The following is a 12355-nucleotide window of genomic DNA, read 5'->3' on the forward strand; positions in this document are numbered from 1 at the left end:
AACCAGTTGCGGATGAAGATCGGCGTGATGTTTGGTAATCCAGAAACTACAGCTGGCGGTCAGGCGCTCAAATACTACTCTTCAGTACGTATGGATATCCGCCGTACGGAGCAGATTAAGGAGGCCGATAGAGTAATTGGCAACCGCGTGAAGGTGAAGGTGGTTAAGAATAAAATTGCTCCGCCTTTCCGCCTAGCCGAGTTCGACATTATGTATAACGAAGGCATATCGGCTGCGGGCGACATCCTAGATCTAGCCGTCAAGTATGAGCTAGTTGCAAAATCCGGTGCCTGGTATGAATACAAAGGTGAAAAGATCGGCCAGGGGCGCGAAGCCGCCAAGGCATATCTTAAAGAACAGCCGAAGGCTATGAAAGAGCTAGAAGTCGCCATTCGCAAAACCGCTACCTAAACGCTATCTGTAATGATAAATACCATAGATAGCATCATAATATCCTCGAGCAGTAAGTTTTTTCCCTCAGCCAAGGCTGCTGCAGACAAACTGAAGGCTGAACGCATCGAGGTATATACACCTGGCTTTGTACATAATGAAACCCTGGTAAAGGTCGATCCTAGCACCAAAGCTCAGCTCACTCGCAGCTTTTTGCAGAAGTTAAAAAAAGCCGATGCCGTTTATGTTATTGCGGAAGGGGGTTATATCGGCTGCAGTGTGGCTATCGAAATAGGTTACGCCTCCGCTCTTGAAAAGCCGATAATCCTATCGGAAGAGGCAAAAGAGGATGGAGTAAAGGCTCTGGTCGCAGCTGTTCTGCCTTTTGAGAAATTATCAGTCCAGGCAATCCAGGGTATTTTAACCGGTAAGAAAGCCTAAATGCCTAGGGTTACTAAAATTACACAACAGCAGAAGAGGCGAGACCGTTACTCAATATATATAAATGATCAGTACAGTTTTTCGCTTTCAGAGAACCAATTGGCTGAAGCCAGACTAAAGGTGGGCCAAGAGCTGACGCCTACCGAACTTGAGGAATATCAACAAGAGTCAGATGTTGGCAAGGCGATTGCCAAAGTATACCGGCTGCTGGCCGCGCGTGATAGAAGTACCAGTGAAGTCACACTATATCTACAGCGTAAAGGTTATGGCGAAGAGGAGATTACGGCCGTTACCCGCCAGCTGGAGGAGCAAAAGCTGCTAAACGACAATTTGTTTGCAAAAAACTGGGTAGAAGGCAGAAGGTCCGGCAAGGCTAAGAGCCGATTGCAACTGCGTAAGGAACTGGCCGTTAAAGGTATAAATAAAGAAATCATAGAAGAAGCTCTGGCAGATTACGGTTCAGAGACCCAGGCGATTATTGAAATGGTTGAGAAGCGCAATCTGCGCCAAAAATACCCCGAACAACAAAAACTCCTGCGCTATTTATACACGCAGGGCTTTACTATCGACGATATTAGACAAGCTTTGGAGCTTTAACTGGCTCGGCTGACGCTAAAGATCCGATAAACCAAAGCAATAGCCATTGTCCACAGAATGATGGTTGCCACTACTGACACCTCTTAATTGGCTAATTGTAGCGCAAGCGTTTTTATATCACAACCGTTTTGGTTGTGGATATCTACCCTTGCGATACGACTGGGGAGCCAGTTCTGTTTCTGGCGCAATCGCATCCTGTACTGTGAACCGCTTCTGGCTGACATCAATTATCTGAGTACGGTCAATAACCAGGTTATTAAACATCAAGCTCTTCATAAGTGATTGGTGTACGTAAAGCTTCTGCAGTAGATTGCTTCCCAGGTTAATGGTGTAATCCTGCACGCGGCCCAGCTGTTGCCCACTTTCGTTTACCACTAGCTTGCCGATTGGCTCAAAGTCATGTTCAGCCACCTTATGAAGTCGAATAATCTCATTCGGGTCTTCAATCTCATCGAAAGAATCGATAATAATGCAATCTGTAGCAAACTGCCGTATATCACGTATTAATATAATGCCCTTTTTCCGACTAAAGCGGCTGGCGTGGCACCAGAGGGCGGCTACCTCAAGGTCATCCTGATTTATCAGGGGTTTATCAATTAACCCAATCGATTGGCCTGTTTGCAGGCTGATGACGGGCAGCTTCTTTAACTGCTTGGCAAGAATGTACATACCACTAGTTTAGCAAAGCTGTTGACCAGATAGGAGAATATTGGTAGTATTACCCAAGCATTTACCTTTTTTGCCCACCGTACTCGGTCGGCAAACCCCCGTGAGGACACTGGGAGTGCCATAGAAAGGAGTAATAACAAACTTGAAGACATACGAACTGGTAGTGCTTTTACATCCGGATTTAGAGATAGATGTAGATGCACCAGTAGCCAAAATAGAAAAGCAGATTGATTCTGTCAGCGGCAAAATTATTAAGCGTGACAATTGGGGCAAGCGCCGATTGTCTTACCGTGTTAAAAAGCAGAATTTTGCCATCTATATTTACTTTGAGGTTAATCTAGAAGCCGATAAAATCCGCTCTTTGGAATCGGCGCTGCGCATTACCGAAGAAGTGTTGCGGTTTTTGATTGTTAAGCATGAAGAAAAGAAAGAACCGGAAAAATCAGAAGTAAAATCCGAAGAAACCAAGGAAACTAAAGATACTAAAGAGATTAAAGAAAAAGCGCCTGCAGGGGCCAAGGAAGGAAAAGAATAATGGCTAAGAGTTTTAATCAAGCGATAGTAATGGGCAACTTGACTCGCGATCCGGAGCTAAGAACCACGCCTAGCGGTCAGTCTGTGGCTTCTTTTGCCGTGGCTACAAACCGCAGTTGGGTAGATGCCAGCGGCGATCGCAGGGAGGCTGTGGAGTACCACGAGATAGTGGCTTGGGGTAAGCTGGGCGAACTGGCCGACCAATACCTGTCAAAAGGCCGCAAAGTGTTGGTTGTGGGCCGTCTGCAAACCCAAAGCTGGGAGAAAGATGGTGTTAAGCGCCAGCGCACCGAAATAGTAGCCTCAGATATAAACTTCCTGGATCGCCCAGGTGAGGCAGCCGGCGGCAGCAGCGATTTCAGCCAAGAAATTCCCGAGCCTGCGGCAGCCAAAGACGAAAAGAAGCCCAAGGCTAAAGACAAAGATGTGGTAATTGAAGACCTAGGGGATGACGCGGTTAATTTAGATGAAATTCCATTTTAATGAATAAAATTTATATTCAGAGTGAACAGATAAGAAGGATGAAAAATGGCTAATTTTTATAGTAAAAAAGTCTGCCGGTTCTGCGCTGAAAAAAGCGAAGAAATCGACTACAAAGACGTCAAGCTGCTGCAGCGATACTTAAACAGCTACGGCAAAATAGAATCCCGTAAGCGTACCGGCACCTGCCTAAAGCACCAGCGCCGGGTGGTAGTAGCGCTTAAGCGTGCCCGCCATCTTGCTCTTTTGCCCTTCGTAGTAAAGTAGCCGCATGTACGGACATACCGATTTAAAAAAAGGTGTGGTAATCGAACTCGAAAACGCGCCGTACCAGGTGGTGGAGTCGTCTCATATGGCTATGGGCCGGGGCGGCGCCGTAATGCGCACCAAGCTTAAGAACCTATTGAACGGCTCTGTGCTGGAGCGTACCTTTAGGCCGGCCGATAAGATCAAGCGAGCCGATATTTCCAAAGTTAACATGCAGTTTCTCTATAGGGATGGTGATAGTTTTCACTTTATGGATCAAGTAACATACGAGCAGATTGCTTTAAGTAAAACCATAGTGTCGGAAGCGGCCGATTATCTGGCCGAGGACTCCAAGGCGATTATTAACTACTTTAATGCAAAGCCAATTGGCATAGAGCTGCCCAACGCTGTTTACTTAAAAGTGACCAAGGCAGACCCAGGCGCCAAGGGCGATACCGCTAATCAGGCCCTAAAGCCTTCGCGCGTAGAAACCGGCCTCTCTGTTATGGTGCCGTTATTCATTAATGAGGGTGATGTGGTTAAGGTAGATACCCGCAGCGGTGCTTACCTCGAGCGACAAAAATGAAAATCGGTATAGTCGGCCTGCCGAATGTCGGTAAATCCACTTTATTCAACGCGCTGACCAAAGCTAGTGTGCTAGCGGCCAATTATCCCTTTGCCACCATAGAGCCGAATGTCGGTATTGTGCCGGTGCCAGACTCGCGCCTGCAGGAGCTTTCTAAGCTGTATGATGGCGCAAAGGTTGTGCCGGCCGCGGTTACATTCGTGGATATCGCAGGCCTTGTAAAAGGTGCAAGTAAAGGACAGGGTTTAGGCAATAAATTCCTGGGCAATATCCGTGAATGCCAAGCGATCTGCCAAGTGGTGCGGGCGTTCCACGATACCAACGTGACACATGTAGAAGGCAAGGTTGACCCGGCGGACGATATAGAAATAATCGAAACTGAACTGATATTGGCAGACCTGCAGGCCATAGAAAACCATCTACCAAAGGCTCAAGCCGATGTTAAAAAGGATAAAAGCAGTCAGAAAAAGCTAGATGCCCTGCTTGAGGCGAAGCGGATATTAGATGCCGGGCAGACGTTGCATGAGGCAAAGTTCGAAAGTGAACCAGTTCGTGATCTGCATCTGCTTACAGCTAAGCCCTTCATTTATGTATTTAATATTGATGAGGCCGATTTGGATAACAATGAACTTAGAGGAAAGCTCAGCGCTATCAATAAACCTGTGCAGAATATATTCCTGTGTGCCAAGGTTGAGGCCGAACTTATAGATATGGAGGCTAGTGAGTCTGCCGAGTTGCTGAAAAGCCTAGGCCAGAAAGAGCCCGGTCTGAACGGGCTAGCTAAAGCTGGCTATCGAGCACTCGGCTTGCAGACATTCCTGACCGCCGGGCCAAAAGAGGTGCGGGCATGGACGGTGCGCAAGGGGGCTACCGCGCCTGAGGCAGCTGGGGTTATTCATACCGATTTTCAAAAAGGATTCATTAAGGCCGAGGTGGTCACATATGAAGATCTTATAAGCGCCGGTTCGCAGGCTGCTGCTAGAGCTGCCGGCAAGGTTCGGCTAGAGGGGAAGGATTATGTTATGCGCGAGGGAGATGTAGTAGAATTTCGCTTTAACGTGTAGAACCGTTCTCTGTTGCCTTGTGCCCCGGTAATTTTTGAATCAGCTGAAGCCGTAATAATAAAGTCGGCTTTTATTTTTGCCTCCAGGCCAGACAGAATCTCTTGTCTGGTTTTCTCATCGCTAATAACACCCTTAAACTTATCGGCAGTCGGCTTGTCAGCCTCAAACTGCGGCTTGGCCATTGCCGCAATAACTCCGTCTGGCGATATTAATTCAGCAACCGTCGGCAGGATTTTGGTGAGGGAAATGAATGACGCATCAACCAGCGCTATGTCGGCTCGGTCTGGCAATGAGTTGACTGTGCGGATGTCAGTTTTCTCCATTACAACTACCCTTGGGTCCTGGCGGAGCTTGTAGGCCAGCTGGGCGGTGCCCACATCCACCGCGTAAACCTTTTTGGCACCGTTCTGCAGAGCGAAGTCGGTAAACCCACCGGTAGAAGAGCCGACATCCAGTATAATTTTGCCGTTAAAATCGAGTTTCAGCTCACTCGCCACTGAAGCCAGTTTATCTCCGGCGCGAGAGACGTACTTTGGCATTTCGGTTATCGAAATATCGGCACCTTCGGCTACCGGCTGCCCGGCCTTCAGTGCCGGCTGGCCGTCTATTTTTACCTGCCCGGCCATTATCATAGCTTGGGCCATGGTGCGGCTGGGGGCCAAGCCTTTTTCTGTCATTAATACATCTAAGCGAGTCTTCATTACCCACATTGTAACAGCCCGGAATAAAGAAAAAGGGCTTAATCAAAGCATAAGCGTTTTTTGGCTTGGGTAAGCCAAAATATTTACAAGTCGCGAAAAGTAGTGTATAACTATAAGTAAGTTCGATGGCGCTTTACGCGCTATTACTAGCACCTCTGCCCGGCGCTTGGCGGCACCGGCAAAAAGAAAGTGAGGTGAGCCGAATGCCTCGGTTCACAAAGATTGCACTGGCCGCCACTCTGGCCGGCCTACTACTGACTGCAGCAATACCCGCTTTTGCCAATACTGCTGACCCAAGGCGATCCTGCACACCGAGAGCTCCCTATATGGTTGGCTATAATTACACTGGTCGTTATGGTGACCCAGTCGGCTCCATTAAAACTAGCGGAGTTATACAACATGGCGACTCCGTTAATAATAAGTCCTGGATACTCTTTATTGAGTGGCGTGCTTTCAGGGGCTTTAAGGTTTGCAAGGTTTTGATATACCTGAAAACTGGCAGGGCTAAGAGAGTAAAGACTGGCACCACTCGAGGTAGATGGGTATATTCCTTCCCAGTTGGCAAGAGAGCTCCATGGAGTAGGGCTCAAGTGTGGTTTCGCAGAAAATAAGCGGAGAGTAATCTCTGCAAAAAACCCGGCTTCGGCCGGGTTTTACTTATGGTTGTAGAAGCTAGCATAAGCGTTATATACTGAATCTAGCAAAGCTATGTTTAGGAGAGTTAAAAAAAAATACTATATTCTGCTGCTACTGCCTTTATTGGTAGCTTCAAGCTTACTGTATACCCAGCCGGCAAAAGCGGATTTGAGCGCCTGTGAGGTGGAGGGCTTATTAAGTAAGTTTTCTTTCGGGTTTCTTTGTCCCCGATCTGCAGGTGATTCCACTGCGGTAATACTTGATGGCGATCCCGATGGCAACAGTGCCACCACACCCGACGATTATAGGACAATACCCGCCGCCCGAACCATTCAATTCAGAACCGGTTTTGACAACAGTAATTTTGCCAGGCAATCAGCCACTGATGTCACTAGGAACAAAGTCTATGTTTTTGTAATCATAGATATGAACGATTCAGATTTTGCCTCCAGCAATGCAGTAACCGAGGGGAGTCATAGCCTTGATGGCTACCAAATTGCCAGTAAATCACCCTTCGGTTCAAGAGGCCAACTGCAAGCATGCCCAGGAGCATATGGCACGCCGGTACTGCACTCATATGCCGGTACCGGTCCAACCGATAATCATAGAAGCCCTTATGCCGGCTATGGCGCGGAGGTTAATTGTGGTGATAATTTTGGCTCCGACCAAGGCAGAATGATATGGTGGCAGCTAGAGAATTCTCATTCAAATAAGCGCCCTCGTTTGAGCTTCAACTTAACTGTCGACGACCAGCCCCTAGCCGGCAACCTAAGAAAATTCTGCGTTAGAACATATGTGGCTGTTCGCTACGATGGCGAGCCTGATATGTCAACAAGCCCAAATACAAGCAACTTTGACGCGCTTAAAAGGATAGCTAAACGCTCTAATAGAGAGTGCTTTCAGTTTCAACGAACATTTATCAAAGGTAAAGTCAGGTCGTCTGCTCCAGGCTCGCCAACCTCATCTACGAACGCAACAGGTGTCAGAAGGCCACTTGATCCAGTAGGAGCTGAAAAAGTAACGGGCTGTGATGGTCGAGAATACAGTATAGAGCCTGACGGCAGCTTCTCGGCTGCAAAGTCGAGGGGCCAGTTTTTCTGTCTTAGGATGCCAACAGAAATTAGGGTCAGGGATGGGGATAAAAATAATGACGGAATAATCGACACCACGAAGTATAGGCTGAAAGGTGCCTTCCTGAACGGCTCCACTTATGCTGGGAGTAGTTATGAGAATCAAGTTGCATTTGTTCATTGTGCAGATAGAGGGTATCAAAGCACGGCTAGCTGGGATACCGATTGTAATGGCAGGCAGAGCACAGATTTAAGAGGGTCGGTATCTGGTAATATTAATGATGGCTATGAAGATTACAGTTATGATTTTATATATGATCCTATAGAAGAAATGCCGGTTCAAACCAAGTCAGCCAATCCGGTGAGCGGTCCAGACAGTAATGTAAGGCCTGGTCAAAGAGTGGACTTTAGTTTTACTGTAAAAAATGCCGCCGAGATGAATATATTCAACACTATTATTGAGGATTTCATACCTCTTAACTTAAAACCTGATGCAGTTAGCTTTGATAGTGCTTCAATAAAAACGACCCCCAACGCCCCATGGAATGAAGCAGGTGATAGGTGGCAAGTTGAATTCCCAAATCTCTCGTGTCCAACCTTCAGCCCTAGTAACTATTTGAGCTATGGCTACGGAGGATCAGGTGTTACTACCGGCTTTACATGCGGCATAGAGAATTTTGGCGGTAGCAGTAGACCTCGCATATTCTTCAGCTTCGAACGCATGCCGGCATATAGTGAGATAACTATTAAATGGCACGGTTTCGTAAAGTCAGCTTCAGATATTGGAGTTTACCCTGGCTATATAGCTAGCCCAACCAGTGGAGACCGCCGCTACTGTGCTACTGGGAGCCCTAACTACAGCAATTACGGCAGGGTACCGGGCTGCGAGGACAGGTCAGGCGGTCACCAGGGAGTTATTAATTTTTCTCAAACTAGAATAGGAGGCAGTTTTGCTCCCGGGTATTCCAACATTACCTTTAATCCAATCCCCGGGGATATTACCGGGATTACGAAGAGTACTAATGCCAGGAGTGTGGCAGGGGAGCAGGTGATAGGCGGCTACCCTGGCTATGATAGGGGGGACTTCTTAATGGACGTCACGCCAAATACCAGCCTGGGTCCGGTGGAATATGCAGTGCGCGACCAAGCCGGGGCGAACCTAGACAGCCGCATAGATTACGGCGGCACCCAAAGTACGGATGCAATTAAATACAGCGGCACCCCGCCAGATTTCAGCAACCTGCCCGACCCGAATGAAAGAGTAGTGTGGGATGGCGCCGACACAACAGCCGGCGGCTTTGGCACCAAGACCTACCGCTTCGGCTACAAATACAATCGGCCGAATAGCGAGCCTCCAACCGGTAATGTGACAAACAATGCCCAAGCTTGCTTTAAAGAAAGGTGGAAGGTAGGCCACCCAGAAGTTTGCCGTGACAGTAATACCATTAGTCTGCGCGTGGTGCAGGTTACCGGGCCCTTCCTGACCACCGAGCAGGGTGGCGTGCAGGCCGGCAGTACCGGCAAGACCACTTGCCCATTAACGAGATCTACGGGCCCTCGTATTAAAAACAGCCCCGGCGGCTCAGGCTGGTATGTGGTTTCTACCGCCGGTAATTCCATAATCGGCCTGGGCTCTTTGGCTGGGCAAAGCTTAACCGGCCAGGCCTACTGCCGGCCAGATCTGACAGTAGCAGCTAATCGGCTGAGAGATACCAACAGCCCGAACCACGCCATTGCCTTTGCCAGCTCTGGCAGCGACGGCTTTGCAAATGGCGCGCCTAAGGTGGTAGAGGCTCTAGACAGTTACGACGGCGCAAATAATAACGCCTACGTGGTAAAAAGCGGCGGCGGTGACATTACGATAAATAATCGCTGGACACTCTACGTTCAGGGTGATCTCTATATTAAGAACAACATTCGCTACAAGCCTACTGGCAGCGCGCTAAGTTCAACTGCCTCATTCGGGGTGATCGCTACAGGTAATATCTACATAGATCCTAGTGTGACCAATCTAGATGGCTACTATTACGCCAAGCAAAAGATAGATACCTGCAGCCGGGTAGAGGGTGGTGCAGTTAAGACCTTAAAACGAGAAGTGGGCAGCGGCGAAGTGGGCGATATCGGAAGCTCTGAATGTAAGGCCCGCTTGACCATAAACGGCTTTTTAATGGCCAATCAGTTCCGTTACAACCGCACCACGCACCCGGGCACCGACGCCAGCATACCGGCGGAGGTCGCCATTTTCTCCGACAGGCTGTTCTTGGCCACCCCTCCTGCCTTTAGCGATTTGGCTCTGACTTTGAACCCGGCGCTATACGGTGGGGAACGCCGACCTCGCTACTGAGTCGATGCCATATCTGAGGCATCTTAAAAGCAGAAAGTTGTCTATCTGATACAAAAGGGGGTATACACCTGTAAACTGCTTATGTTAAAATATTAGAAATGGGGTTATTTGATCAGCAGCACGAATATTTCGGGCTCGATATCGGTTCTACCGGTATACGATTGGTCCAATTAAAAAGAGGTGAAGGCAAGCCGTCTTTGGTTACCTATGGCCACGTAGCGCTGCCTCCAGGCCTAACCGTCAGCGACGCGCCGGCCGATATTGCCAAAGTAGCTGAAGCCGTAAAGAGTCTAGTAAAGCAGTCTCATGTAAGTACTAAGTACGTTGTGGCAGGCCTGTCTTCCTCTAAGGTGTTTGCCAGCATTATTACGACCCCCAGACTGAGTGAGGCCGAGCTGAGGAAGGCTATAACCTTACAGGCCGACCAATATGTGCCGATGGCGCTGAAAGACGTAAAGCTTGATTGGGTAGTGGTTGGCCCCAAGGGTAAGGCCGATCAAGAAGTGTTGCTAGTGGCCGCACCGAATACTACTACAGAGAAATATTTAAGCATTTTTGAGCAGGCCGACCTTGAGCTGCTGGCGCTAGAGCCTAATTCGATTGCCCTGGCCAGAGCCCTAGTACAGCCCAGCGATCTAGCTATAATTACTCTAGACATTGGCAATCTTTCTTCCGACATTACGATTGTGCATTCTAATATGCCAAAGCTGATTCGCTCGGTGAATACCGGCGGGCAGACCTTTGTACGAGCGGTGGCCCAGAACTTGGGTCTGGATGAGGTACAGGCCGACCAGTTCACCCGCAAATTCGGCCTCACCCAGACCAAACTAGAAGGTCAGGTGTACAGGGCAATTAAGCCCAGCCTGGATCAAGTTCTGGCAGAGCTCCAGAAATCGGTACAGTTCTTTAGCGGCCAGTACCCGGAAGTTAAAGTAGAGAAGATCGTTATATCCGGAGGCGCGGTAGTATTACCCGAGCTTATTACGTATGTTTCAACTGCCACAGGGATGCCCGTGGAAGTGGCCAACGCCTGGACCAAAGTGGCGTACCCGGCTAATCTGCAGGAGAATTTAATGCAGATCTCGATTGAGTATGGAGTGGCGGTCGGATTGGCAGAAAGAAATTTGGTATGACTGCCAGGATCAACCTAGCCCCGGAGGTTTACCAGAAAAGCCAGCTCAATAAGCAGCGCCGGCAGCTGGCTACGCGTCTTGGGATAACTATTACATCGGTCTCTGTCGGCTTTGTGGTGCTGATGCTTATACTTTTAGGCGGCCAGAAAGCTGCCATTGCGGCCCTTTCGGGAGATATCAAAAACAAGCAGCAAGAGATAAAAGAGGTGCCGGATGTGCAAAAGGCGGCTACTGCCCAGCAGAACCTCGAGGCTTGGAATAAATTAACCAAAGAGAGAGTTAGAGCCAGCCGGTTTTTTCAGGTGCTGGAGACTTTTGTTCCGCAAGGCATTGCCGTCTCCAGTGTGACGGTTAGTGAGGCCAACCAGATAGAGATGACGGCTAGTGCCAGGAACTACGCACTGGCCACAAAACTGGTGAAGGCTCTGGAGGCTGCCAATGTAGAGATCGGCCCTAACGCGGCACTAACCAGTAAGCCATTCTTTACCGATATCCAGCTGACCGGGGCTAGCGAAAGCGCGGGAGCGATTGATTTTAAACTGACGCTTCAGATGGACAGCGAGGTGACTCATGGCAACTAATAAGCTAAGGCCATCTAAGCAAAAAGAGATTTCTACTAATAACTACATAATACTAGTAACCATAGGCGCGCTTACGGCTCTGCTCGTAGGCGGTTACTTTGGCATTAGGTTGCTTAGCGAAAACTTTAAAAACGGCCGGGTGATTGCCGGTAAGCTGCAGGCTCAGAGAGAGCTCGATACAAAGCTTGAAAACGCCAAAAAACTGGTAGAGAACTACGAGAATTTAAGCCCCGGCGAGCGCAAGCTGATTGATTCGGCCTTGCCTGCTAGTACCGACTTTCCGCAGGTCATAAGTTTGGTCGAGTCAGCCGCCGTGAACGCCGGGATCAGGGTTAAGAGTATTAATACTCAGCCGGAAGGGGTGGCTCAGGCACCGGCTGCAGCTGGCCTCGCAAAGTCATACATATTCTCTCTGGATGTAGAGGGGCCTTATTCTAAGATGACCCAGTTCTATAAAAACCTTGAACTCTCAGCCAGGCCAATGAAGGTTTCCGCCTTTCAGCTAAGGGGAACCACTGGCACATTGGTGGGTAGTATCACTATCCAGACCTTCTACCAAGACAAGGCCGATTTGAACGATAAAGAAGAGGTAGTAAAGTGAAGCGCAAAGAAATGATACAACTGGTAGTTGCCATTACAATTTTGCTGGCTGCAGGCTACTTAATATTTACGATGCTTGTGCCGCGTAAAGCCGCTAACCAGAAAGGCCTGACCTATGAAAAGGTCACTCCGATCAACCCCGACTTTAATGAAGAGGCTCTGCGCAGCTTAACCGACAGCTCACTCTCGCGTGATTTTTATGCGCCGCCAGATTTGAAGAGTGGAGTGGGTAATTCACAACCGTTTACTCCAATCAGATAAGGGGTACAGTAATGCTTTCGCA

At 48.7% G+C, this 12355-nt stretch carries 15 protein-coding genes; 13 read left to right on the top strand and 2 right to left on the bottom strand.

The window, feature by feature from the left end:
* The 3 genes from VNA68_03525 to VNA68_03535 form a co-directional block, all read left to right on the top strand.
* A partial coding sequence (locus tag VNA68_03525; GenBank protein ID HVE81174.1) for a DNA recombination/repair protein RecA occupies positions 1-411 on the top strand: 411 nt, incomplete at its 5' end.
* A gap of 12 nt (positions 412-423) precedes the next feature.
* A complete protein-coding gene (locus VNA68_03530; protein HVE81175.1) occupies positions 424-831 on the top strand; it encodes a nucleoside 2-deoxyribosyltransferase in 408 nt (135 codons plus the stop codon).
* Positions 832-1428, top strand: coding sequence for a RecX family transcriptional regulator (locus VNA68_03535; GenBank protein ID HVE81176.1), 597 nt, complete (start codon positions 832-834; stop codon positions 1426-1428).
* A 117-nt stretch (positions 1429-1545) separates the two neighbouring features.
* Here VNA68_03535 and VNA68_03540 read toward each other — a convergent pair whose 3' ends face one another.
* Entirely contained in the window at positions 1546-2097 is a 552-nt protein-coding gene (locus VNA68_03540) for a hypothetical protein (GenBank protein ID HVE81177.1), read from the bottom strand.
* A gap of 142 nt (positions 2098-2239) precedes the next feature.
* Between VNA68_03540 and rpsF the strand changes: the two genes are divergently transcribed.
* Genes rpsF through ychF form a run of 5 tightly spaced genes read left to right on the top strand, consistent with a single transcriptional unit; the run spans position 2240 to position 5007 of the window.
* On the top strand, positions 2240-2632 hold the full coding sequence (rpsF, locus tag VNA68_03545) for a 30S ribosomal protein S6 (GenBank protein ID HVE81178.1): 393 nt from the start codon (positions 2240-2242) through the stop codon (positions 2630-2632).
* Positions 2632-3114, top strand: a complete 483-nt coding sequence (gene ssb, locus VNA68_03550; protein HVE81179.1) for a single-stranded DNA-binding protein — start codon at positions 2632-2634, stop codon at positions 3112-3114. The genes rpsF and ssb overlap by 1 nt, the downstream gene beginning before the upstream one ends.
* A gap of 45 nt (positions 3115-3159) precedes the next feature.
* Positions 3160-3378 carry a 30S ribosomal protein S18 gene (rpsR, locus tag VNA68_03555; GenBank protein ID HVE81180.1) on the top strand — a complete coding sequence of 73 codons (219 nt, stop codon included), beginning with the start codon at positions 3160-3162 and terminating at the stop codon, positions 3376-3378.
* Positions 3379-3382: 4 nt separating this feature from the next.
* On the top strand, positions 3383-3943 hold the full coding sequence (gene efp, locus VNA68_03560; protein HVE81181.1) for an elongation factor P: 561 nt from the start codon (positions 3383-3385) through the stop codon (positions 3941-3943).
* Entirely contained in the window at positions 3940-5007 is a 1068-nt protein-coding gene (ychF, locus tag VNA68_03565; protein HVE81182.1) for a redox-regulated ATPase YchF, read from the top strand. Before efp ends, ychF begins: the two co-directional genes overlap by 4 nt.
* Here the strand turns inward: ychF and VNA68_03570 are convergent.
* Positions 4959-5708 (bottom strand): TlyA family RNA methyltransferase, encoded by a 750-nt coding sequence (locus VNA68_03570; GenBank protein HVE81183.1) that lies wholly within the window; start codon positions 5706-5708, stop codon positions 4959-4961. The genes ychF and VNA68_03570 overlap by 49 nt on opposite strands.
* A gap of 708 nt (positions 5709-6416) precedes the next feature.
* Between VNA68_03570 and VNA68_03575 the strand changes: the two genes are divergently transcribed.
* The 5 genes from VNA68_03575 to VNA68_03595 all read left to right on the top strand — a co-directional run bounded on the left by VNA68_03575 (position 6417) and on the right by VNA68_03595 (position 12333).
* Complete coding sequence (locus tag VNA68_03575; GenBank protein ID HVE81184.1) at positions 6417-9758, top strand: hypothetical protein; 3342 nt, start codon at positions 6417-6419, stop codon at positions 9756-9758.
* A 98-nt stretch (positions 9759-9856) separates the two neighbouring features.
* Positions 9857-10891 (top strand): type IV pilus assembly protein PilM, encoded by a 1035-nt coding sequence (pilM, locus tag VNA68_03580; GenBank protein ID HVE81185.1) that lies wholly within the window; start codon positions 9857-9859, stop codon positions 10889-10891.
* Entirely contained in the window at positions 10888-11472 is a 585-nt protein-coding gene (locus VNA68_03585; GenBank protein ID HVE81186.1) for a PilN domain-containing protein, read from the top strand. The genes pilM and VNA68_03585 overlap by 4 nt, the downstream gene beginning before the upstream one ends.
* Complete coding sequence (gene pilO / locus VNA68_03590) at positions 11462-12073, top strand: type 4a pilus biogenesis protein PilO (GenBank protein HVE81187.1); 612 nt, start codon at positions 11462-11464, stop codon at positions 12071-12073. The genes VNA68_03585 and pilO overlap by 11 nt, the downstream gene beginning before the upstream one ends.
* On the top strand, positions 12070-12333 hold the full coding sequence (locus VNA68_03595) for a hypothetical protein (protein HVE81188.1): 264 nt from the start codon (positions 12070-12072) through the stop codon (positions 12331-12333). The genes pilO and VNA68_03595 overlap by 4 nt, the downstream gene beginning before the upstream one ends.
* The last annotated feature ends 22 nt before the right edge of the window (positions 12334-12355 follow it).

It is taken from the genome of Candidatus Dormiibacterota bacterium (assembly GCA_035536395.1).
Lineage (GTDB): Bacteria > Patescibacteriota > Saccharimonadia > UBA4664 > DATLOE01 > DATLOE01.